Origin of the sequence: Micromonospora purpureochromogenes (assembly GCF_900091515.1) — a bacterium.
In the GTDB taxonomy this organism is placed as follows: Bacteria; Actinomycetota; Actinomycetes; order Mycobacteriales; family Micromonosporaceae; genus Micromonospora; species Micromonospora purpureochromogenes.
On sequence record NZ_LT607410.1, the window covers coordinates 1,559,464 to 1,579,060 of the forward strand.

Annotated in this window: 25 protein-coding genes and 2 pseudogenes; 10 read left to right on the plus strand and 17 right to left on the minus strand. The window is 71.5% G+C overall.

Annotated elements, in window-relative coordinates; genetic code table 11:
• Positions 1–49: 49 nt before the first annotated feature.
• Together GA0074696_RS07305 and GA0074696_RS07310 are read right to left on the minus strand one after the other, a co-directional pair.
• Entirely contained in the window at positions 50–1,384 is a 1,335-nt protein-coding gene (locus tag GA0074696_RS07305) for an FAD-binding oxidoreductase (protein WP_088960386.1), read from the minus strand.
• Positions 1,381–2,286 (minus strand): LLM class flavin-dependent oxidoreductase, encoded by a 906-nt coding sequence (locus GA0074696_RS07310; protein ID WP_088960387.1) that lies wholly within the window; start codon positions 2,284–2,286, stop codon positions 1,381–1,383. The genes GA0074696_RS07305 and GA0074696_RS07310 overlap by 4 nt, the downstream gene beginning before the upstream one ends.
• A gap of 64 nt (positions 2,287–2,350) precedes the next feature.
• Here GA0074696_RS07310 and GA0074696_RS07315 point away from each other — a divergent pair, with 64 nt between their 5' ends.
• On the plus strand, positions 2,351–2,752 hold the full coding sequence (locus GA0074696_RS07315; RefSeq protein WP_088960388.1) for a winged helix-turn-helix transcriptional regulator: 402 nt from the start codon (positions 2,351–2,353) through the stop codon (positions 2,750–2,752).
• Positions 2,753–2,760: 8 nt separating this feature from the next.
• Here the strand turns inward: GA0074696_RS07315 and GA0074696_RS07320 are convergent.
• Positions 2,761–2,884, minus strand: a pseudogene (locus GA0074696_RS07320) (Ada metal-binding domain-containing protein); the annotation flags it as partial.
• 245 nt (positions 2,885–3,129) lie between these two features.
• Here GA0074696_RS07320 and GA0074696_RS31680 point away from each other — a divergent pair.
• On the plus strand, positions 3,130–3,579 hold the full coding sequence (locus GA0074696_RS31680; protein ID WP_231925290.1) for a hypothetical protein: 450 nt from the start codon (positions 3,130–3,132) through the stop codon (positions 3,577–3,579).
• A 125-nt stretch (positions 3,580–3,704) separates the two neighbouring features.
• Here GA0074696_RS31680 and GA0074696_RS07325 read toward each other — a convergent pair.
• Positions 3,705–4,478, minus strand: a pseudogene (locus GA0074696_RS07325) (EamA family transporter); the annotation flags it as partial.
• A 52-nt stretch (positions 4,479–4,530) separates the two neighbouring features.
• On the opposite strand from GA0074696_RS07325, the gene GA0074696_RS07330 reads away from it, so the two are divergent.
• Both GA0074696_RS07330 and GA0074696_RS07335 read left to right on the plus strand, forming a co-directional pair.
• Positions 4,531–5,070 (plus strand): MarR family winged helix-turn-helix transcriptional regulator, encoded by a 540-nt coding sequence (locus GA0074696_RS07330; protein ID WP_231925291.1) that lies wholly within the window; start codon positions 4,531–4,533, stop codon positions 5,068–5,070.
• 70 nt (positions 5,071–5,140) lie between these two features.
• Positions 5,141–5,875 (plus strand): Type 1 glutamine amidotransferase-like domain-containing protein, encoded by a 735-nt coding sequence (locus GA0074696_RS07335; protein WP_088960390.1) that lies wholly within the window; start codon positions 5,141–5,143, stop codon positions 5,873–5,875.
• Between the two features lie 37 nt (positions 5,876–5,912).
• Here the strand turns inward: GA0074696_RS07335 and GA0074696_RS07340 are convergent, their stop codons facing one another.
• Positions 5,913–6,497: an exonuclease gene (locus GA0074696_RS07340; RefSeq protein WP_088960391.1), complete on the minus strand. Its 585-nt coding sequence runs from the start codon at positions 6,495–6,497 to the stop codon at positions 5,913–5,915.
• A 104-nt stretch (positions 6,498–6,601) separates the two neighbouring features.
• Between GA0074696_RS07340 and ychF the strand changes: the two genes are divergently transcribed.
• Both ychF and GA0074696_RS07350 read left to right on the plus strand, forming a co-directional pair.
• Positions 6,602–7,687, plus strand: coding sequence for a redox-regulated ATPase YchF (gene ychF / locus GA0074696_RS07345; protein WP_088964409.1), 1,086 nt, complete (start codon positions 6,602–6,604; stop codon positions 7,685–7,687).
• Positions 7,688–7,724: 37 nt separating this feature from the next.
• Positions 7,725–8,057 carry an ankyrin repeat domain-containing protein gene (locus GA0074696_RS07350; RefSeq protein ID WP_231925292.1) on the plus strand — a complete coding sequence of 111 codons (333 nt, stop codon included), beginning with the start codon at positions 7,725–7,727 and terminating at the stop codon, positions 8,055–8,057.
• A gap of 180 nt (positions 8,058–8,237) precedes the next feature.
• Here the strand turns inward: GA0074696_RS07350 and GA0074696_RS07355 are convergent, their stop codons facing one another.
• Positions 8,238–8,705, minus strand: coding sequence for a DUF1877 family protein (locus GA0074696_RS07355; RefSeq protein ID WP_157745850.1), 468 nt, complete (start codon positions 8,703–8,705; stop codon positions 8,238–8,240).
• 470 nt (positions 8,706–9,175) lie between these two features.
• On the opposite strand from GA0074696_RS07355, the gene GA0074696_RS07360 reads away from it, so the two are divergent.
• The gene (locus GA0074696_RS07360; protein WP_088960393.1) at positions 9,176–9,631 is read left to right on the plus strand and encodes a VOC family protein; all 456 of its coding nucleotides are present in this window, start codon (positions 9,176–9,178) and stop codon (positions 9,629–9,631) included.
• Positions 9,632–10,445: 814 nt separating this feature from the next.
• On the opposite strand, the gene GA0074696_RS32730 is transcribed toward GA0074696_RS07360, so the two are convergent.
• The 5 genes from GA0074696_RS32730 to GA0074696_RS07385 all read right to left on the minus strand — a co-directional run bounded on the left by GA0074696_RS32730 (position 10,446) and on the right by GA0074696_RS07385 (position 13,267).
• Entirely contained in the window at positions 10,446–10,700 is a 255-nt protein-coding gene (locus GA0074696_RS32730) for a zinc finger domain-containing protein (RefSeq protein WP_088960394.1), read from the minus strand.
• 136 nt (positions 10,701–10,836) lie between these two features.
• On the minus strand, positions 10,837–11,334 hold the full coding sequence (locus tag GA0074696_RS07370; RefSeq protein WP_088960395.1) for a DUF1877 family protein: 498 nt from the start codon (positions 11,332–11,334) through the stop codon (positions 10,837–10,839).
• A 34-nt stretch (positions 11,335–11,368) separates the two neighbouring features.
• Positions 11,369–12,145 (minus strand): class I SAM-dependent methyltransferase, encoded by a 777-nt coding sequence (locus GA0074696_RS07375; protein ID WP_231925293.1) that lies wholly within the window; start codon positions 12,143–12,145, stop codon positions 11,369–11,371.
• Between the two features lie 126 nt (positions 12,146–12,271).
• The gene (locus tag GA0074696_RS07380; protein WP_088960396.1) at positions 12,272–12,871 is read right to left on the minus strand and encodes a hypothetical protein; all 600 of its coding nucleotides are present in this window, start codon (positions 12,869–12,871) and stop codon (positions 12,272–12,274) included.
• A gap of 114 nt (positions 12,872–12,985) precedes the next feature.
• Positions 12,986–13,267 (minus strand): hypothetical protein, encoded by a 282-nt coding sequence (locus GA0074696_RS07385; protein ID WP_088960397.1) that lies wholly within the window; start codon positions 13,265–13,267, stop codon positions 12,986–12,988.
• A gap of 273 nt (positions 13,268–13,540) precedes the next feature.
• Here GA0074696_RS07385 and GA0074696_RS07390 point away from each other — a divergent pair, with 273 nt between their 5' ends.
• Positions 13,541–13,957: a hypothetical protein gene (locus GA0074696_RS07390; protein WP_157745851.1), complete on the plus strand. Its 417-nt coding sequence runs from the start codon at positions 13,541–13,543 to the stop codon at positions 13,955–13,957.
• Positions 13,958–13,960: 3 nt separating this feature from the next.
• Here the strand turns inward: GA0074696_RS07390 and GA0074696_RS07395 are convergent, their stop codons facing one another.
• The 4 genes from GA0074696_RS07395 to GA0074696_RS07410 all read right to left on the minus strand — a co-directional run bounded on the left by GA0074696_RS07395 (position 13,961) and on the right by GA0074696_RS07410 (position 16,640).
• Positions 13,961–14,605: a permease-like cell division protein FtsX gene (locus GA0074696_RS07395; RefSeq protein WP_088960399.1), complete on the minus strand. Its 645-nt coding sequence runs from the start codon at positions 14,603–14,605 to the stop codon at positions 13,961–13,963.
• A 178-nt stretch (positions 14,606–14,783) separates the two neighbouring features.
• Positions 14,784–15,464 (minus strand): class I SAM-dependent methyltransferase, encoded by a 681-nt coding sequence (locus GA0074696_RS07400; protein ID WP_197700820.1) that lies wholly within the window; start codon positions 15,462–15,464, stop codon positions 14,784–14,786.
• Complete coding sequence (locus GA0074696_RS07405; RefSeq protein WP_088960400.1) at positions 15,461–16,210, minus strand: DUF6928 family protein; 750 nt, start codon at positions 16,208–16,210, stop codon at positions 15,461–15,463. The genes GA0074696_RS07400 and GA0074696_RS07405 overlap by 4 nt, the downstream gene beginning before the upstream one ends.
• A 67-nt stretch (positions 16,211–16,277) precedes the next feature.
• The gene (locus GA0074696_RS07410) at positions 16,278–16,640 is read right to left on the minus strand and encodes a PH domain-containing protein (RefSeq protein WP_088960401.1); all 363 of its coding nucleotides are present in this window, start codon (positions 16,638–16,640) and stop codon (positions 16,278–16,280) included.
• A gap of 84 nt (positions 16,641–16,724) precedes the next feature.
• On the opposite strand from GA0074696_RS07410, the gene GA0074696_RS07415 reads away from it, so the two are divergent.
• A complete protein-coding gene (locus tag GA0074696_RS07415; RefSeq protein ID WP_088960402.1) occupies positions 16,725–17,798 on the plus strand; it encodes a DUF4190 domain-containing protein in 1,074 nt (357 codons plus the stop codon).
• Positions 17,799–17,862: 64 nt separating this feature from the next.
• Here the strand turns inward: GA0074696_RS07415 and GA0074696_RS07420 are convergent, their stop codons facing one another.
• On the minus strand, positions 17,863–18,198 hold the full coding sequence (locus GA0074696_RS07420) for a hypothetical protein (protein WP_088960403.1): 336 nt from the start codon (positions 18,196–18,198) through the stop codon (positions 17,863–17,865).
• A gap of 306 nt (positions 18,199–18,504) precedes the next feature.
• Positions 18,505–18,813 carry a 4a-hydroxytetrahydrobiopterin dehydratase gene (locus tag GA0074696_RS07425; RefSeq protein WP_088960404.1) on the minus strand — a complete coding sequence of 103 codons (309 nt, stop codon included), beginning with the start codon at positions 18,811–18,813 and terminating at the stop codon, positions 18,505–18,507.
• 237 nt (positions 18,814–19,050) lie between these two features.
• Here GA0074696_RS07425 and GA0074696_RS07430 point away from each other — a divergent pair, with 237 nt between their 5' ends.
• On the plus strand, positions 19,051–19,440 hold the full coding sequence (locus GA0074696_RS07430; protein WP_088964413.1) for a (deoxy)nucleoside triphosphate pyrophosphohydrolase: 390 nt from the start codon (positions 19,051–19,053) through the stop codon (positions 19,438–19,440).
• The last annotated feature ends 157 nt before the right edge of the window (positions 19,441–19,597 follow it).

A 19,597-nucleotide genomic window follows, 5' to 3' on the forward strand; every position in this document is an offset into this window, starting at 1 on the left:
TGATGCCCCGCTCGGCAGCCCGCCGGCTGGCGGGAATCGGACCCGGGCGTCAGTGGCGTCGCCGGCCCTTCCGGTCGGCGAGCAGGGCCGGCCGGAACACGCCGTCCGGGTCGTACCGCCGCCACAGCCGCGCCACCCGGGCTCCGGTCTCGCCGGGGTAGATCCGGGCGAACGCGGCCGGATCCGGCCGGCTCTCGAAGTTCACGTACGCGCCGTCGGCCCGTGCGGCGATGCCCTTCCAGGCGGTGTCCAGCGCCGCTCCGCCGTGCGGCGGAAACACCGAGGCGGTGACCAGGGTGTCCTGGTGCCGGTGCGGGTAGGCGGTCGCGCCGGGATCGACGTCGTTGACCGCCCCGCCCACCGAGCGCAGCTGGATCAGTGCGCGCGCCGGCCCGGCGGCCGCCCGCATGATGGCCCGGGCCGCGGCGTCGTCCATGCCGGTGAGCAGGCCGTTGGTGGTGGTGCTCCGCTGGTGCCCGACGTTCGGGTGCAGGTGCCCGGTCGGCACCAGGGCGGAGTAGGGCACCAGGTCGGTCCGGTATTCGAGCACCTTCCCGATCTCCAGCAACGGCTGCACGGCGGGCCGGACCCGCCGCAGGCTCTCGGCGGTGACCACGGCCGTGATGGACAACACGGCCGACGGCCCGTGCGGGAACAGGACCGCAGCCGTGGACAGCTCGCGCGGCGCCTGCGCCAGGTAGCCCGCCCACTCCCGCAGGGTGCGGCCGTCCCGCTCCGCCTCGATGACGATCTGCGCCACCCCGACGTTGCGGACCTCGGTGGCCTCGATCTCGAACGCCACCACCACTCCGCCTCCCGCGCCGGCGCCGCGCAGCACCCAGAACAGTTCCGGCTCGTGCTCCGCGTCCGCGCGCACGAAGGTCCCGTCCGCCAGCACCACCTCGACCGCCCGGACATGGTCGATGGTCAGGCCGTACGAGCGGACCAGCCAGCCGACGCCACCGCCGATGGCCAGGCCGCCCACGCCGACGTTGCCGTGGTCGCCGGAGCTGATCACCAGCCCGTACGGGGCCAGCGCCGCCGCGACCGACGCCCAACGGGCACCGGCCTGCACCCGGACCAGCCCGGACCGCTCGTCGAGCACCTCCACCCGGTCGAGCGCGGACAGGTCGATGACCAGGCCGCCATCGTTGGAGGAGGCACCGGAGAGGCCGTGCCCGCCGCTGCGGACGGCGAGCGGCAACCCCTGCTCCCGCGCGTACCGGATGGCGTCGACCACCTGTGCCGTGGTCTCCGGCAGCAGGACCCCGGCGGGGGAGTTCGCCGTGGTGTACGTCGAGCGCAGCAGCCCGTACCGGCGGTCACCGGGCGTGACGATCCGCCCGGTGAGGGACTCGGGGACGCGGGCCAGGGCGGCGGTCATCGCTGCCCCCGAAACTCGCGCACCTGCTCGCGGACCGCCGGGACCACCCGTTCGGTGAACGCCCGCAGTTGTGAGCGGGGCGAGGCGGTCGGCCAGAAGATGAACGTGTCGAAGCCGAGGTCGACCGCCCACCGGGTGAGAGTGTCCACCCAGAGTTGCGCGTCTCCGACCAGCCCGGTGCCGCCGGGCCCGCCCGACCCGCCGATCGTGCCGATGACGTTGTAGATCCGCCGGACCACCGCGGGATCCCGCCCCGCCGCGCGGGCCGCCTCGTCGATGATCTGCTGGCGGGACGGCACCTCCTCCGGCGGGACGTAGATGTTCAGCGGGGAGATCCAGCCGTCGCTGTGCCGGCCGGCCACGGTGAGCATCCGGGGCCGTTGGCCGCCCAGCCAGAGCGGCACCGGCGCGGGCGGTACGGGTCCGCCGCGGTAACCCTCGACCGCGAGGTGGGCGCCGGCGAAGCGCACCACGTCCCCGGCCAGCGCCCGACGCATGATCTGCAACGCCTCGGTCGTGTACGCGACGGTGTCCCCGCCGGTGCGCCGTGTGCCACCCATGGCGGCCACCGCGTCCGCGCTCGCGCCGCCGCCGACGCCGAGCACGATCCGGCCGCCGGTGAGCACGCCGAGTGACGCGCCGGCCTTGGCCAGCATGGTCGGCGGACGCAGTTGCAGGTCGGCGACGTCGGTGAGGAAGTTGATCCGGCTGGTCCGGGCGGCCAGGTGACTGATCATCGTCCAGGTGTCAAGGTGGCCGGGCTGGTAGGGATGGTCCTGGACGGCGAGGTAATCCAAACCGCCGTCGTCCGCGGCCTGAGCCAGTTGTCGCGTCGCGTCCAGTTCGTGGGCGGACGGATCGAGGCTTAGCCCGAAAGTGATCGGGTGTCCGTAGTCGGTCATGACTCAAGGGTGGGAGGCTGCCACAGCCTCGGCAAACCTGAGGTTAGCTACTAGTATTTGGTAAGTGACTAGCGATCAGACCGCCGCCTTCCGGCGTTACCAGGGGATCGACGACACGGGCTGCCGCACCTTCCAGGACGCGCTGGAACTGGTCGGCCGCCGGTGGACCGGGGCGATCCTGCTCGCCGGGATGCGCGGCGCGCGCCGGTTCGGGGAGTACCGGGCGGCAGTGACCGGGATCTCCGACCGCCTGCTGGCGCAGCGGCTCAAGGAGCTGGAGGGTGACCGGCTCATGGAGCGCACGGTGATCCCGACCTCGCCGGTCCAGATCCGCTACGCCCCCAGCCGGGACGGGCAGGAGCTGATGACGCTGCTCCAGCCCCTGATCGACTGGAGCCACCAGCGCCTCGGCGGCCCGGCGGCCGGCGACGCCGGCCGGGCCGGGGGGGAGGGCCGCCCGGCCTGACCGGATCCGAATCGCCGGGCAGGACGGCCGGCAGTAGATCCCGGTCGACGTCACGCCGGTGTAGAACCAGCCGTCGAAGCGCTGGTCACGGCTGTCCACGGCCCGGTAGCACCGTTCGAGGTCCAACTCCACGACACCGATGATGCCCGCTGGTCAGGCCGGTGGCTCGCGGGAATCGGACCTGAGTGTGTGACGCCCGACGCCCCGCCCTCCCGGTCCGCTCCCACCGATCCGGGCGTCGCAGCTCAGGGCAGCGATCCGTTGCGGGACAAGGGATCGGACGCGAGAAATTGTCGGTAGTGGTCGGTACGGTCCCGCCACCAACTCAAGAAGGGTGCGGGGGCGATGGCGAGCGTGGCCGGGCGGGGTGTCCGCTGATGCGGTCGGGGCGGGCACGGCTCGATCGCACGGTGGTGCAGGGCTTCTACGACCGGATGCGGGCGGTGGCGCCGGCGGCGTACGGGGCGATCGAGCGGGACCGGGTCGGTGAGCCGGGGCGCCCCTTCGGGGAGACGGCGTGTGGCCGGCTCGCCGCGTCGCTGGATCCGGCCGGCGTGCGGGCGCTGGGCATGTGGGCGCACCACTGGTGCATGCGCTTCTACGACGACGACACCCGCCCGGGGCTGCGGCTGGTCCGCGAGATCGCCGGCCGGCGCGGGCTGGGCTGGACGGCCGACGAGGTGCGCTGGATGCTCGGCGAGTCGTACGCGGCCGGCCCGTCCGCCGCGCACCGGTTCACCCTGCCGCTGGCCGCCGCCGCCGAGCTGCCCGCCGGGGCGCTGCCGGAGGCCGACGCCCTCGGGGCGGACTGGCGCCTGGCCGGCTGAGCCGCCCCGCCGGGGCGACCGACGGGTCCGGACGCCGCACCGCCGGGGCGGGCGGGCAGTTGCGCCACCACCATCGCCGCCACCGCCAGCGCGAAGCCGGTGAGCTGGGTCGGGCTCAGCGCCTGGTCCAGCACGATCCAGCCCAGCGCCGCGGCGGTCAGCGGGCTCAGCGCGCCGAGCACCGAGACCTGCGTCAACGGCAGCCGCGCCGCGCCCCGGAACCACAGCACGTACGCCAGCGCGGTGCCGACCAGCCCGAGCCAGGCGTACCCGAGCAGGGCCGGGCCGTCCGGGGCCGGCGGCGCGCCCTCGACGGCGACGGCGACCGGCGTGACCAGCAGGCCGCCGGCGGTGAGCTGCCAGCTCGTCGCGGCGAGGGTGCTGATCCCGGCCGGGCGGCCCCAGCGGCGGGTGAGCACCAGCCCGGTGGCCATCGCGGCGGTGCCGGCCAGGCCGGCGGCCACGCCCAGCGGGTCGGTGCCGGCGTCCGGCCGGAGCACGACCAGCGCGACGCCCAGCGGGGCGGCCGCGGCGGCCAGCAGGGCGAGCCGGTGCGGCCGGTCCCGCAGCACCAGCACGGTGAGGCCGGCGACGAGCAGCGGCTGGGCCGCGCCGAGCACGGCGGCGGTGCCGCCGGGCAGCCGGTACGCCGCGAGGAAGAGCAGCGGGAAGAAGGCGCCGATGTTCAGCGCGCCGAGCAGGGCGGCCCGCCACCACCAGGAGCCGTGCGGCCGGCGTCGGGTCAGCGCGAGCAGCAGCAGCCCGGCGGGCAGCGCCCGCAGCGCGCCGGACCAGAGCGGCCGGTCCGGCGGCAGCAGCTCGGAGGTGACCAGGTAGGTGGTGCCCCAGACGGTGGGCGCGAGGGCGGTCAACGCGATGTCGGTGCGGCGACGGCTCATCGGGCACTCGATTCTCTTCGCAGTAAGTAGCTTAGTGCTAAGCTAATCACCCGTGAGCGAAGAGTGGAAGGGCGACGTGGGGCACAATCCGGGGGTGACCGACCGGGACGACGTCGACCTCATCGTCGAGCAGTGGCGGCGCGAGCGCGCCGGGATGCGGCCCGAGCCGATGGCGGTCTTCGGCCGGATCTACCGGCTGGCCCGGATCGTCGGCGACGCGCAGGAGCGGGTCTACGCCGACTGGGGCATCGGCCGTGGCGAGTTCGACGTGCTGGCCGCGCTGCGCCGCAGCGGCGAGCCGTACACGCTGGCACCGAAGGAGCTGGCCGCCGCGCTGATGCTCACCTCGGGCGGGATGACCGGCCGGCTCGACCGGCTGGAACGGGCCGGGCTGCTGCGCCGCGCGCCCGACCCCGCCGACCGGCGGGGCCTGCGGGTGACCCTGACCGACACCGGCCGCCGCGCGGTCGAGGAGGCCGCCGAGGCGGGCCTGACGGTGCAGCGACGAATCCTCGACGCGCTGCCTCCGGCGGACCAGACCCGCCTGGGGGATCTGCTGCGCGCGCTGCTCGCCGCCGCCGAAGCGGGCTGACCGGGCCGACGGCTCGGCCGGCGATGACGCAGGATGGGGGGCGTCACCCCGCCCGACGGAAGGATCATCCGTGTCCGCCAGCGAACCCACCATCGTCGCGACCAGCATGGGCTTCAGCAGCCGGGACCGTGGCCCCTGGGACGCGAAGCCCGGGCCGGTCTTCGACCTGATGGCCGAGCTGGCCGGGGCCGACGAGCCGAAGATCTGCTACCTCAACCAGGCGGTCGGCGACCAGCCCACCGCGTTCACCGTCTTCTACGGTGCCTTCGCCGGCACCCGGTTCCGCCCCTCGCACCTGGCGCTGTTCCCGATGCCGACCGTCGACGACATCCGGGCCCATCTGCTCGCCCAGGACATCATCTGGGTCGGTGGGGGCAGCGTCGCCAACCTCTGCGCCGTCTGGCGGGTGCACGGCCTGCCGGAGATCCTGCGCGAGTGCTGGGAGGCCGGTGTGGTGCTCGGCGGGGTCTCCGCCGGCTCGATCTGCTGGCACGTCGGCGGCGCCACCGACAGCTTCGGCCGCACGCTGCGCGCCTACACCGACGGCCTCGGGTGGCTGCCGTACGGCAACGGGGTGCACTACGACAGCGAGGAGCAGCGCCGCCCGCTGATGCACCGGCTGGTCGGCGACGGCACCCTGCCGGTCAGCCACTGCACCGACGACGGGGTCGGGCTGGTCTACCGGGGTACCCGGCTGGCCGAGGCGGTCGCCGACCGCGAGGGCGTCGCCGCGTACGAGCTGACCCCGGACGGCGCGGGCGGCGCCCGGGAGACCCGGATCGAACCCCGGCTGCTCACCGCCTGAGCGCCGGCCCTTCGGGTACGCGGACGGCGCAGCCGGTTCAGCCGGCCTCGGCCCGCCCGGGGCGGTGCCGGAGCGCGGCGTCGAAGACCTGGGCCAGCTCGGCCGCGTCCTCCCCGGCGTGGTGGGTGTGCGGCACGTCGGTCAGGCCCAGCTCGTGCTTGATGATCCCCTTGCGGGTCCGCACCCACTCGCAGCCGGTCCGCCCCATCCACCAACTGCGCAGGTCCACCCCGGACCCGGTCGCGCCGAACGGGCTGCGGCCGGTGAACCGGACGAAGTACCAGTGCACGAACATGCCGTCCCAGACGGCGGGCGCGGCCAGGAAGACCGGCCGGCCGATCCGGCGCAGCCCGTTGACCCAGCTGGCGGCGGCGCCCATCGCCTCCTCGGCGGTCGGCGCCTCCCGCAGCAGCCGGTCCCGGTCGAGCCCGGAGACCGCGAGGGCGGCCGGCACGAAGTCGTCGGAGATCGGCTTCAGCTCGGTGTAGAAGGCGAGGTCGGGCCGCCCGGCCACCGCCATGCCCAGCGAGATCATGCTGTACGGGCCGGGGATCGGGCCGTCCGCCTCGACGTCCACCGCCACGTACAGCTCCGGCAGCCGCTCGCCCGCCCCGCTCGTCATCCGGGCAGGCTAGCAACGCTGCCGGCGTACCCGGGACGTCTTTTCCCCCGGCTGGTGGGCCTACCTGCCGGGTGTCGGCGGACATCGGCGTAAGCTGGCCCGTCGTGAGTCTCACCATCGGCATCGTCGGCCTGCCCAACGTCGGCAAGAGCACCCTGTTCAACGCGCTCACCAAGAACGACGTGCTCGCGGCGAACTACCCGTTCGCCACGATCGAGCCCAACGTCGGCGTGGTCGGGCTGCCGGACGAGCGGCTGGCCACGCTCGCCGAGATCTTCTCCTCGCAGAAGGTGCTGCCGGCGCCGGTGTCGTTCGTCGACATCGCCGGCCTGGTGCGGGGCGCCTCCAAGGGGCAGGGCCGGGGCAACGCCTTCCTGGCCAACATCCGCGACGCCTCGGCGATCTGCCAGGTGGTGCGCGCGTTCTCCGACCCGAACGTGGTGCACGTCGACGGCAAGGTCTCCCCGGCCGACGACATCGAGACGATCAACACCGAGCTGATCCTCGCCGACCTGCAGACCCTGGAGAAGGCGCTGCCGCGGCTGGAGAAGGAGGCCAAGCTCCGCAAGGACCGGGCCGCCGCGGTCGCCGCCGCCAAGGCCGCCGTCGACGTGCTCGACCGCGGTACCACGCTCTACGCCGGCGCCGCCGCCGCGAAGATCGAGCTGGAGCACCTGCGCGAGCTGCACCTGCTCACCACCAAGCCCTTCCTGTACGTCTTCAACGTCGACGAGGCCGAGCTGGCCAACGCCGAGTTCCTCGACGAGCTGCGCGCGTTGGTCGCGCCCGCCGAGGCGGTCTTCATGGACGCCAAGATCGAGGCCGAGCTGGTGGACCTGCCCGAGGAGGAGGCCCGCGAGCTGCTGGAGTCGATCGGGCAGCACGAGCCCGGCCTCGACCAGCTCGTCCGGATCGGTTTCCGCACGCTCGGGCTCCAGACGTACCTGACGGCGGGCCCCAAGGAGGCGCGCGCCTGGACCGTCCCGGTCGGCGCGACCGCGCCGGAGGCCGCGGGCGTCATCCACAGCGACTTCCAGCGCGGCTTCATCAAGGCCGAGGTCGTCTCCTACGCCGACCTGGTCGAGGCCGGATCGATGGCGGCCGCCAAGGCCGCCGGCAAGGTCCGGATCGAGGGCAAGGAGTACGTCATGCAGGACGGCGACGTGGTGGAGTTCCGCTTCAACGTCTGACGGTGGGGCCGGATCGTAAAGGTTCTAGGTTGGGCGGGTGACCCCGACTCACCACGCCGTAGAGATGGAAGACCTCACCCGATTGCGGCAACTTCTAGATGCTGGAGCCGCCGTCGAGGATCCCAACGAGCAAGGCATGACTCTGTTGCATCATGCCGTGGACTTGGAGGGCGATGGTGCTCTCCAGTCCGGGGGGCCTCTGCATGTGGACGTTACGGCCCTGCTGCTGGCCCGAGGCGCGAACCCCTACGCCGCCGATCGTGAAGGCCGCACGCCGTTGGACTACGCCCTGGCTAATGGGCACTGGCTTGCCGTGGAGCTGCTGGCGGCATGGAGCCGCGACCGAGGGCCGGCCAGCCCGGGTGACTAATTGGGTGACGATGGGTGTGATCAGTAAGGGACGACCACGGACGTCGGTGGACGATTGACGCTGCTAGAAGCCCTCGCCGTCCCAGGTCAGCGAGCCGTGTTGGTTGCCTGGGGGTCAAGGAGTCGTCCTACCTGCGCGATCCCTCGCGGTTCCGGCCGTCGACCTGAAATCCCGAGCGGGTCAGAACGAGAAGTGCTTGACCACCGCCCAGCCCCGCTCCGCGGACCTGGCGTAGAAGGCCCGTAGGTCTGAGTGGTACTGAGCCAGGCGCTCCCGCAGCTCCTCATCGGACTCGGATGAGGGCAGTTGCCGCCACTCCTGCCACCGGTCCGGGAACGAAACTCTCTCCAGGTACGCTGCCGTGCGCGCCACGTCCGGCGGCCCGAGCGCCACGTGGCCCGGGCCGCCGCCGGGGTCCGGTATGTGCCGACCTCCGAAGACGGGGAACTCCCGGTCTCCGCTCAGCTGCGACTGGAGCAAGTAAAGCTCATTCAGCTGGAAGAAGCCGCTCTCCAGCCATACTGCGTCACCTGCCCGGACTCGTCGGCGCAGCTCGTCAAACTCCACATCGAATAGGGCCTCAAAACCCGCCGGCTTCACGGGCAGCTCGGAGGATTCGAGCCCTTGAAAGTAAACCCACATACTCACTCTCGGCAAACTACCTGGCGCCACCGACGCGAGCCCCGTGGCCAACAGGCACCGCAGGCACGAGCGCGTCGTCGACGAAGACCAGGTCCAGGCCGCCGACAGGTCAACGCCTAGTAGGAGGGCAGCGCGCTGAGGCAGCCAGGAGGCAGCGAGAGCAACAGCAACGACCGGCATCAGACGACACAGGACCGCAACCGAACCACTCTTCACCGGCAGCGGGCCACGGACCCTCGCGACGGAAATCCGGCCAGCACAACCTCCGGATCCTCCGCGACGTGGCCCAGTCGGGGGTAACGTCCGGCGGTAGGAACAGCGGCGGCAGTAGCCGCTCCCGCTCCTCGATCACAGGGGCGTTGGTCCGGTCTTGGTGACGATGGCCGGCGGGAGCCCGGGTGGCCCGGGGCCAGGACCAAAGGGTTCCCGCCGTCGGGACAGAACACCGCAGACAGGACAGGCAAGGAGTGGGTACGATGGACGTCAATCTTGAGGTGGTCACGATCCCGGTGTCGGATGTCGACAGGGCGCTGGAGTTCTACCGGGATCGCCTGGGCTGGCGACTGGACGCAGACATCAAGGTCAGCGACGACGTCCGCATCGTGCAACTGACCCCGACTGGTGACGGCCATACGTCCATCGCGTTCGGCAAAGGCCTGCCGATAGCCGCTGCACCGGGGTCGATGCGGCACCTAGAGCTAGTGACCTCCGACGTCGTGGCCACACGGGAGGAGCTAGCCCAGCGGGGCGTCGACGTCACCGAGGTCTACCACGGCCCCGGCGGCGCTTTCTGGCCCGAGGCGCGCCAACCCGGCCCCGACCCCGAACGTAATAGCTACAACTCGTTTGCCTCATTCCAGGACCCGGACGGAAACGGCTGGACGCTGCAGGAGGTCACTACCCGCATGCCGGGTCGCGAGGCCCGTTCGTGACATTACAAGCCGCGTCGTTGCTACACCACCTACTGCCTGCCTCCTGAGACGGGCCATCCACGGGCCAGAAGCCGATGTCATCGGGGGCTACGTGAGGCCGCCTACGGCCGAGGCGAGCAGGAGAAGCGGCGCACGTCGAAGCCGATCTTGTGCGATTCCCAAGCTGATAGTGACAGCAATGGTTGGCAGCAACGGCCGTGGACGGGCAGGGACAGGCGGGGACAGCAAAAGCCGCAGAGCTCAGGGCTAGCGTCGGATCGGGACAGCTTCGGACGGCATCGCCGAGGCTAGGGATCAGATAGCCGCATCCGTGACCTGTCTCAGTCCTCATCCAGTCCTCAACAGGTCGACCCTCGACCGCTGACGTCGAGAGATGCCGAGAAGGGTTTCCGCAGGCCACGCCGGTTTCGCGCAGGTAGACCCAGGTGAGCAACTTGATCTCGTAAGGCATAGGTCGTGGTGACAGCAACGGCGACAGCAACCGAGGCGAGTCGCGCCAACCACAGCCGAGACTCAGTCGTCACCACAACCGAGGCGGTGCGGCGAGCCTCATCGCTCGGTCTGTGCCTCTAATCCGCCGGTCCGGCGGGCTGCAAGCGCTGCTGCATCCCGTCAGTGTGGGGCACACAGGGGGCACAAGACACTGTGAAACGTCGTCAAGCAACCGTGAACGATGGCAGCCTGAGACGCCATGTGAGCAGGCGTCGCACGCCGTCCGCGCTGGTGGCGGGACAGCCGCTCTAAGTTCCGCTTCAACGTCTGATTCCGCCTTGGCTGCGTCCACTTCGGTAGCTGACGGGAACGGAAAGCGGCCCTATTTCGTGCGCTCAGGGTGCATGTCGCCCGGCTGCACCGGCCGGCCAGGAACGTTGATGCACAACTGACCCGGCTCAGCGCCGCACACCGGGCAGGGGCGGTACGACTCGACGGACCCCGGATCGAGGCCCCTCGTCTTGGCCGCTCGGACGATCTCGTCGGCCGCGTGGTGCAGCTCAAGGTCCCGATGGCGCACGGCAGCCTTGTGGATTCGCTGGAGCGCGCTTCGCGCCCGCTCCCCTGGGTCGGTCATCCGACCGACCTTCCCGCTAGGTTCGCCGTCACACACACATCCTGTTGGCCTGCGGAAACGCACGATATGGGCCCGCGTGGAAGCCAAATCGGCCGTGCGGTTCGGGCTGACCGACCTCGAGCGTTGCCTGAAGCGGCTAATACCAGAAGGCTTTGATCACGGCGTGGCCGGCTTGCGCGGCCCGCTCGTAGAAGGTGCGCAGGTCGTTGTGGTGGCCGAGGAAGATGTTCCTGGCCGCGTTCCCGTCTTCCCACCCGATGTACGGCTTGGAGAGCTTCGTCCCCGCGATCTGCCAGCGTTCGCCGAACGGAACGATCCGGAGGAACTCCGCCGTCCTCCGCACCTCGGCCGGGGTGAGGATGACGAACGGCGGTTGGTCTTCTGCCGGGCTGGAAATCTGCCGACCACCGAAGATCGGCAGAGTGTTGGCCGGGTTCGTGGCGTCGCCATGCTCTGCGCCCATCGTGTAGAGCTCGTGGACGTGGCCGAAGTCCTTGTCGATGGAATCGGCGATGCCAGCAGCGTGCTCCTCCTGATGCGCCTCCCAGGCGGTGGACATGAAGTCAAGCAGCGACGAGAAATCCTCTGGGACCTCGTTGGAGGCCGTGGCCCGCAGGTGCATATGGAAGCTCAACGGGCTGCTACTCCTGCATCTGAGTGTCGAAGCACTACTGCTCGCAGCGCCGACGAGCGAGATGGACGGTGAGGTCGGCGGCAATCTCGACCGTCTCAGGCAGGACCTGCATGATCCGGCTGAATACCTGTTCCCGCTCCGCGGCCGGCAGTTCGAGATAAGCCGAGATGGTCGAGAGGTGGCCGACGTAGTCGCGGGCACTCATCGTCGACCGCCGCACGATCACGGACTGCCGAACTTCGGCGAACCACTCAGACCGTTGGAGCTCCGTACCCGGCCACTGCATGTCATGCCCCGGAGGCGTCCCATCCGGAGACGGAACATCGTCGCTCTCCAGGAACGGTGCGCGGGCCGCGCGAACAGCTTCCTCCACAGCCGGGTCGGCCAGCTGGAGTGGTCCACCGAACGAGGCGAACACGCCACCTGGCTCCAGCAGCGCGGCGATGCGCGACCACCGGCCCTCCGGGTTCGTCCAATGCAGCGCCGCTGCCGCGTACACCAGCGCGTAGCGCTCGCCCGGTCGCAGGTCCTCGAACGCGGCTTGCACGGTCTTGACGTCTGCTGCCACGTGCTTACGCAGCTCGGCGAGCATGGCCCCGTCAGGCTCGGTCGCGGTGACCGTTACCCCTTGCTCAGCGAACAGACGGGTTGCTTTGCCGGTCCCGGCGCCGATTTCCAGGGCAGTCGGAACCGGCTGACCCGCGTACGTCATCACCAGGTCGAAGAGCTCCACGGGATACCCCAGCCGGAACCGTTCGTATGCCTCCGCCACCACTCCGAAGCTCAGTGCGCGACGAGACATGCCGAGCATCCTGACACGATCTGCGCCGTCGATGCCCGGACTTTCCCCGCGACCTGGCCGCCCAGGTCGGCACAGCTGGCGGGAGGACCGGCCACGTTCCGCTTCCACGTCCGATTCCGGCCTGTTTCCCCCTGGTCAGGCGCGGTGGGCGGGGTGGTCGGGCTGCCAGCCGGCGTCGGCCGGGCAGGGTGGCCCGACGTTGATGAATGGCTGCTGTCCCATCGGGTACGCGGACTGCGGTACGAGAAGGATCGATTGTCCGGTGCGGAAGCGCGCAGGACTGATCTGACGTACGCGAGAAGGGATGCCGGCGATGAAGGACAGGATCCTGAAAGGGTTGCGGAAGAGGGCGAGCGCGATCGTGGTGCGCCGCCGAGCCAAGGATTCCGTGATCAACAAGCCGACCGGTGCCAGAAGGCCCGGCAGGCGTTTCCAGTGAGAGCGCGACCGGCCGGGGGCTGAATGGCCGCCCGGCCGGTGGCGAGGAACTGTCCTCCCCGGTCCGCCGTTCACCATGCCGATGACGGAGTGCGTACCCGAGTGCGGTTGCGCGGCGAACAGCGAGTCCGGGTCGACCGGCCGGGATCGCCGCTGCGCGGCTCGCCAATCGTCCAGCAGGAACTCGTTGATTCCGCTGTCGTCGTGCGCGGGATCGAGCGTCGCGCGGAACTCGTCCTCGGTCAGGGCGTAGGTCGGGTCCGGCTCCTCGCGGTGGTACGCGCCCCGGTCGTACACGTCCTGACGTAGCTGCCGGAGCGCAGCGGCGACGTCCGGCTGGTAGGCGACGCTGTACGACCAGCCCGAAGCTCCTCTCGACCGTTGCCGGGACTCGCGATCGATCCCAGCCGGTCAGGATGCGCAGCGGTCGAAGCGGTTCGTCCACCCCTCGTCCGGCGAGCCGTCGAATGTCAGCAGCGCGAACCCGCGTCCGTCGTGGTCGACCAGCAGGGCGTCGCCGAACGCGTACCGGTCGGGCGACCCGTGGTCCCGGGCGGGGCCGGCCTCGCGGACGCCGAGGTCGAGCCGTACCCATCGCTCGTCCTCGTCGGCGAGCAGCCAGGTGCCGGCGGCGGCCGTGGGTCGGCGGCCGGCGAAGTAGGTCCGCCAGATGTAGTCGTCGCTCCAGGTCACGGGCAGCTCGCGGACGAGGTGGACCAGAGAGTCGTCCGAAACGGGGCCGAGCCGCGCCCATGATCCATTCGCCGATGGTAGGCGCGGCCTGCGCCGGTCCGACGTGGGGCGGCTCCACTGTGACCCGCCCGTGTCCGGGCGTCCCTACGCTGAGGGGAGCCGTACCCCTGGGGGGACGAGATGCTCATGCGCCCGACGGCCGTTGTGACGGCCCTGATTCTGGTCGCGTGGGGTCTCGCGGGTTGCACCCCGCGCCTACGCGGCGAGCTGGGCGTGACCGTCGACCCGCAGGGCCGCCTCGTCGGCCTGATCGCGCTCTGCCCCGACCAGGAGCTGGACCGCCTGACCCTCACCGACGCCGCGCAGGGCGGGGTACGGGTGACCCTCCGGCCGGCCGGCGACGACCGCCCCGACAGCGTCGTGCTGAGCGATCCGGGGGACGGCTGGACGGACGACTCTCCGCAGCAGCCCGCGCAGGGGCGCGACCCGCGGGCGTTGACCGCCGACCACGAGTACGTCCTGGCCGGCGTCCTCACCGGCGCGGGCTCCGGGGACGGGAAGTTGGACGGCGTCACCTTCGTACCCGAGCAGGTGCTGGCCGATCCGCAGCTCCGCTCAGGGATGGTGCGGACCTGGCGCGCGGGGGAGGTCGTCTCCGTCGACGAGTTCCGCCGCCTCGACCAGTGCTGACGGCTATGCCGAACCCCGTCGGGCCAGCGGCTTCGGCGGGACGATGACCCGTCCGACCCCGGTCAGCCGGCAGACCTGCTCGTCGATCCGGTCGTCGTTGGCGCGGAACACCGCGTCGCGGTCCACCATGGTCAGGACCAGCGCCTCCGGCAGGTCCTCCGGCTCGGCGGAGGCGGCGATCTCGGGGGCGACGTCCCGGTAGCTCTCCTTGAGGATCTCGTACCCCTCGTCCCGGCCGCGTAGCCGCACGTCGCGCGCGCCGGGCACCGCCCGCAGGAGTGACTGCACCGCCTGCTTCTCCGCCTCGGACGCCTCGTTCATGAGGAAGACGACGATGTCGAGCTTGGGCGCGGGATCGGCTGCCGTCCGGACGCTCATCATGCACTCGTTTACCGACGGCTGCGATTTCCTGCCCGGAAAGACGACCGAGTCGACGCCGTCGAGCTTGCGCAGGTCGCCGCGGAGCGGCCCCTGGTAGCCGCGCAGGTGGGTTTCGACGGCTTTCGCCTGGGCGTCGCTGGCGTAGGTGCTCAGGAACACCCGGGCCTTCAAGTTCACCGGGCGGTCCTCGGCCGAGGGTCCGCCGGTGCAGCCGGGCAGCAGGGCGGCCGCCAGGAGCGCGGCCAGGACGGAAGCCGATCTACGCACCCGAGCACCCTAGCCAACCGGCAACGAGTCGTGGGGGGTGCGGACTCACGTCGGGTGACACCCGCGTACGCCCCGCTGGACGGACCCCGCTCCTCAGCGGCAGAGGGACTCGGAGCGGGGAGCGTGAGCTGTTCTCCGGTCACCGCCGCACCCTAGCGATGGCCCTCGACACGTCCGCTCAGCTCGTTTCCTCGTCCGGGCGCCGGACCAGCAGGTAGCAGCGCCGCGTCTCGCCCTCCTGCGGGTGATGTGCCCGTTCCAGCCGCGCCTCCTCGGTGAAGCCGGCCGCGCGCAGTGCTCCGGCGACGGTCTCCACTTCGTGCTGGTGGAAGTCGACATCGACCTCGTGGCCCCACCAGTCGGTCAGCCGCTGCACCTCGGCGCCGAGGTGGAACGCCACCAGCAGCGCGCCGCCGGGCCGCAGCACCCGCCGCATCTCGGCGAACGCCGGCCGCAGCTCCGCCGGGCGCAGGTGGATGACCGAGTAGAGCGCCACCGCCGCGCCGAACTCGCCGTCCGCCGCCGGCAGGCTCAGCAGGTCACCCTGGCGGAACTCCACCTCCGGGAACCTGCGCCGGCCGGCGGCGACCATCGCGGGGGAGAGGTCGACGCCGACGGCGGTGACGCCGCGCTCCGCCAGCCAGGCCGCCACGTGCCCGGGCCCGCACCCCAGGTCGGCCACCGGAGCGTCGCCGGTCCGCTCGACGAGAGCCGCGAACAGCGCCCGGTCGAGGGGCTTGCCGGCCAGTTCGTCGCCGATGCGTTCCCAGTACGTCTCGGCCACCGTGTCGTAGCTCCGGCGTACCCGATCGTGGTCGGCCGCGCGGGACACGCCGGCGGAACCGTCCGGGGCGCTCACCGGTCCACGACCTCGACCATCCGGCCGTTCTCGTAACGGAACTGGCGGGGTGGCCCCATCGCCTGCACCTGCTCCAGCAGGGCGCGGCGCTCGGCGGCCTCGCGGCCGGTCGGGTCCACCACCCGGAAGCCGAGCAGCGCGATCGCGTCCGCGTCAACGTCGCCCGGGCGCCGGCGGCCCTCGATGGTGAACCCGAAGAGGTGACGCAGCGCCTCCTCGCCCAGCTCCAGCGGGTGATAGGGAAGCGGGTACGGCTCCTCGTCGTCCCACTCCGCTGCGGGCAGGACGGGGTGCTGGCCCGCCCGGTGCGGCAGCTCGAACGCGTACGGCGTGCCGATGTCCTCGCCGACACCGCCGTCGGGGGAGACGCTCAGTGAGCGGACCAGCTCGCCGTCCTCCCAGACGGCGAAGGCCAGCCAGTCGACGACTGAGTGCATCGCGTGCAGGACGACCCGCCGGCCGGCGGCCAGCCCCAGCAGATGGGCCGGCAGCTCGGATGGACGGTCCACCATGAACCGACGGTCGCAGAGGATGTCGACGCCGGGCAGACTCGCGGCGTAGGTCACCTTGTCCGGCGGGTAGCTGCCGTCGGAGAGGGTGTTGCCATCGGTGGCGCTCACCTCGAAACCCGGGTGCGTGCGGCGGACCAGTTCGGCTGTGCGGCGAGCGTCGGGTGTGCCGACGCGCCGGAGTGCGGTCGGCACGTCCCCGTCGGCGAAGGCCAGCAATCCGGTCTTGGCGCCCATCCACCACTCCCCGTCGGTCGTCGTACGCGATGCCGGCGACGGTAGCCGGAAGCTGCGACAGCCGGGGTCAGGAGATGTAGTGCAGGATCACGTTGTGCACGTGGTGGCTCTTCTGCGCGCCCCGGAACTCCACCTCGTAGGTGTGCGTGCCGACGTGGACGGCGATCGCTCCGGTGGAGAAGAACGAGCCGCCCCACGACTTGTTGCTCACCACGCTCACACTGGTGATCTTCGAGTACGGGATGCTGGTGATGGCGTACCGCTTGCCGATGAACGACCGGTCCTGGATGATCACGCGCCGGTCGGTGAGCCCGATGAACCCGGTACCGGTGCCGACGGCGTCGTAGACGGCGATGATCTGCTCTCCGTCGAGCAGTCCACTCTGGATCTGCTGGAACTGCTCCTTGCGGTCGTACGTCGCATTGGCCATGGATCCCACGGTAGGAAGCGGACGCCACCGGTCCGGTCGACTAGTCTGCACGCCGCAAGGGGGACACGGGGGAAGGAACGCGACATGACCACGGACGACACCAGGTCGAGGCAACCGCCGTCGCCCGGCCTCGCCGAGGCGGCCGCGGGCGAGTGGGAGCCGTGGGCGGGGTCCCGGCCGTCGCACGGGCGGATGAACCGCCTGGCGGTCGCCGCCTTCGTCCTCGGCCTGCTCGGCGGCGTGCTGGGGGCGGTGGTCGGGGTGGTCGCGCTGCGCCGGATCAGGCGGACCGGGGATCGGGGCCGGGGCCTGGCGGTCGCCGGCCTGGTGCTCTGCGGCGTCTGGGCGCTGGCGCTGGCGCTGGTCCTCACCGGGGTGGTGTCCCGGCCCGACCCGCCGGTCGGCGTCCGGGGGCTGCAGGCGGGTGACTGCTTCCGCGTCGACGACACCCCCACGGGTACGCGCACCGCGCCGGAGGAGGTCACCACGGTGCCCTGCACCGCGCCGCACGACGCAGAGCTGGTCGACCGCCTGCCCGCCTACGTTCGGCACGCCGGCGAGGCGTACCCGGGCACGGCCGCGCTGTCGGCGCGGGCCGAGACGGCCTGCCGGCAGCAGCAGCGCAGCTACGTCCTCGACCCGCTCTCGCTCCCGGCGGACGTGCGGCTGCGCTGGTACGTCCCGTCGCGGGTCGAGTGGCCGACCTATCCGCAGATCACCTGCTATCTGGCCGCCGGGTCGACGCCGTTGACGCGGCAGCTGCGCCAGGACGCCACGGTGGTCCGCCCCGAGCAGCTGGCCTACCTGATGGCGACCCGCGAGCTCGATGATGCCCGGGCCGTCCTCGCCGCCCAGGGCCCGACCGCCGCGCCGGACGAGCTGCGCGCCATGCTGGCCCGGACGGCGACGGCCAACGGCCGGTTCTGGCTCGCGCTCAGCGCCCAGGCGTGGCCGGCGCAGGTCAAGGAGCCGATGGAGAAGCTGATCGCCGAGGCGCAGGAGGCCGGGGCGCACTGGCGGGACGCCGAGAAGACCGCCGACCGTGACCAGGCGCTCCGGCTGGTGGCGCAGGCCGAGCAGCGTCGCGAGCCGCAGACGGAGCTGGCCGTACGCCGGGCCCTGGGTCTGTCCACCGTGCAGGGCGAACCGGCGCGCTGACACGCACGAGCCCCGCCGGTCGCGTCGGGGGACGCGGCGCGGCGGGGCTGCGGAGGTGCGGTCGTCAGTGGTTGGTGCGCGGGTCGTCGTCGCGGGTGCGGCTGCCCGACTTCGCCAGGCCCCGGCTGACCAGGTAACCGATGGTCAGCAGGGTGATGTACCACCAGGCCTTGTCGGCGGCGAAGTAGTCCCCGCCGTTGTTGGCGGCGCCGTCACCGACGGCGTTCGAGGCGATCAGCACGCCGATCACGGAGAGCAGGTAGACGGCGAGCTCGGTGGTCTTCCACGAGGGCTTGGTCTCGTCGCCGTGCCGGCGCGCGAGGCGGACGTCGTGGTGGCCGAGGTTGTCGCCGTGGTCGACGCCGTGGGTGGTGACGTTGGTGCCGGTGGGCGTGGTCATGTCAGCTCCAAGGGGGATAACTTCGTGTGGGTTAGTCCTCTACGGGCCTTTTCAGCCTGCCCGTGCCGAAGCTTGTACCCTGGGGCGACTTCACCGAAACGACAGATTTTCAGGAAAGTCTCAGGAGGGGGCGACGGAGCGTCGACGGCCAGCCACTCGGCGGGCCCGGTCCCGCACGTTCCGGCGAGGCCGGGCGGCACCGGCGAGCCCTAGGCTGGGAGCGACGCCGCCGATCACCCCCGGCGGTGGGGGACGGGGACCGACGATGGACACGTGCCACCAGACTGCGGCCTCGACGGGTGCCGCTCAGGAAGCGGTGACTGCCCGGTACGCGTCCTCGATGCGGGCCGCCAGCAGGACCTCGCCCTCGGTCAGCGGCTCACCGTCGCCGTGCCCGACCCGGATCTGGGTCTCCTCGGCCCGGCGACTGATCTCTGGACGGAGCCGGAGCGCGTCCGCGACCACCTTGACCCGTTCGGTCAGCGCCGCGTGCTGGGTGTCGTCCATCACGAGGGTCCGCCGGATCTGCTCACCTTCCCGGATCCACCCGGTGAGGAGCGTCAGCGCGTCGCTGAGGTAGTCGTGCTTCGCCCGGCTGTTGAACAGCCCGCGCATCACCGCACCTCCCAGGCGTCGTTGCCGGCTTGTGGCCAAATCGTCGCCGTCCCGTGTCCTCGCGATGTTCCCTAGTCTGTCGTCAGCGGGACGGTGTGTCCACGCCCACACTTCCGTGTTCTGCTGACCTACCGGTCGGGGACGGTACCCAAACCGACGATTGATCTGGCACGCTGGACGCCCGTGTGGACCGAACGGGTAGGCGGAAGCGGACAGGACGAGCGGCGCGAGCCGAAGGTGATCGTCGGGGCGGCGATCATCCGCGACGGGCGGGTGCTGGCCTGCGCGCGGTCCGCGCCGCCCGAGGTGGCCGGGATGTACGAGTTCCCCGGCGGCAAGGTCGAGCCGGGCGAGAGCGAGACCGCAGCGCTGGCCCGTGAGTGCGCCGAGGAACTGGCCGTACGCGTCAAGATCGGCGACCGCGTGGGTCGCGACGTCCGGATGGCCCACGGCCGCTCGGTGCTCAAGGTGTACGCGGCCCGGCTCCTGCACGACGACCAGCCGAAGGCGCTGGAGCACCAGGCCATGCGCTGGCTCTCCGCCGCCGAACTGGACACCGTCACCTGGCTCCCCGCCGACGCCCCCATCGTGGCCGCCCTCCGCCCCCTCCTGCTGACCGCCCCCTGACCCCCGGGTCCGCCCGGCGGTCATGAAGTTGTCGCCCCGACACGCCGACCGGGCGGACAACAGCTTCATGATCGACGAGCTGGGCGACGTGGGGGAAAGGGGCAGGGGGGCGAAAAGGGGACGGGGGCCGGCGGCTGTCGCCGCGGCCCCCGTCGAT

What these genes read in the sequence shown, in the direction of transcription:
- GA0074696_RS07405 (WP_088960400.1), bottom strand. Translation starts at nt 16,210, where the DNA reads ATGGGCGCCAAGACCGGATTGCTGGCCTTCGCCGACGGGGACGTGCCG.
- GA0074696_RS07425 (WP_088960404.1), bottom strand. Translation starts at nt 18,813, where the DNA reads ATGCGCGGGCTGTTCAACAGCCGGGCGAAGCACGACTACCTCAGCGAC.
- GA0074696_RS31680 (WP_231925290.1), top strand. Translation starts at nt 3,130, where the DNA reads ATGCGGTCGGGGCGGGCACGGCTCGATCGCACGGTGGTGCAGGGCTTC.
- GA0074696_RS07410 (WP_088960401.1), bottom strand. Translation starts at nt 16,640, where the DNA reads ATGGCCAATGCGACGTACGACCGCAAGGAGCAGTTCCAGCAGATCCAG.
- GA0074696_RS07360 (WP_088960393.1), top strand. Translation starts at nt 9,176, where the DNA reads ATGGACGTCAATCTTGAGGTGGTCACGATCCCGGTGTCGGATGTCGAC.
- GA0074696_RS07420 (WP_088960403.1), bottom strand. Translation starts at nt 18,198, where the DNA reads ATGACCACGCCCACCGGCACCAACGTCACCACCCACGGCGTCGACCAC.
- GA0074696_RS07415 (WP_088960402.1), top strand. Translation starts at nt 16,725, where the DNA reads ATGACCACGGACGACACCAGGTCGAGGCAACCGCCGTCGCCCGGCCTC.
- GA0074696_RS07340 (WP_088960391.1), bottom strand. Translation starts at nt 6,497, where the DNA reads ATGACGAGCGGGGCGGGCGAGCGGCTGCCGGAGCTGTACGTGGCGGTG.
- GA0074696_RS07305 (WP_088960386.1), bottom strand. Translation starts at nt 1,384, where the DNA reads ATGACCGCCGCCCTGGCCCGCGTCCCCGAGTCCCTCACCGGGCGGATC.
- GA0074696_RS32730 (WP_088960394.1), bottom strand. Translation starts at nt 10,700, where the DNA reads ATGACCGACCCAGGGGAGCGGGCGCGAAGCGCGCTCCAGCGAATCCAC.
- GA0074696_RS07375 (WP_231925293.1), bottom strand. Translation starts at nt 12,145, where the DNA reads ATGCTCGGCATGTCTCGTCGCGCACTGAGCTTCGGAGTGGTGGCGGAG.
- GA0074696_RS07310 (WP_088960387.1), bottom strand. Translation starts at nt 2,286, where the DNA reads ATGACCGACTACGGACACCCGATCACTTTCGGGCTAAGCCTCGATCCG.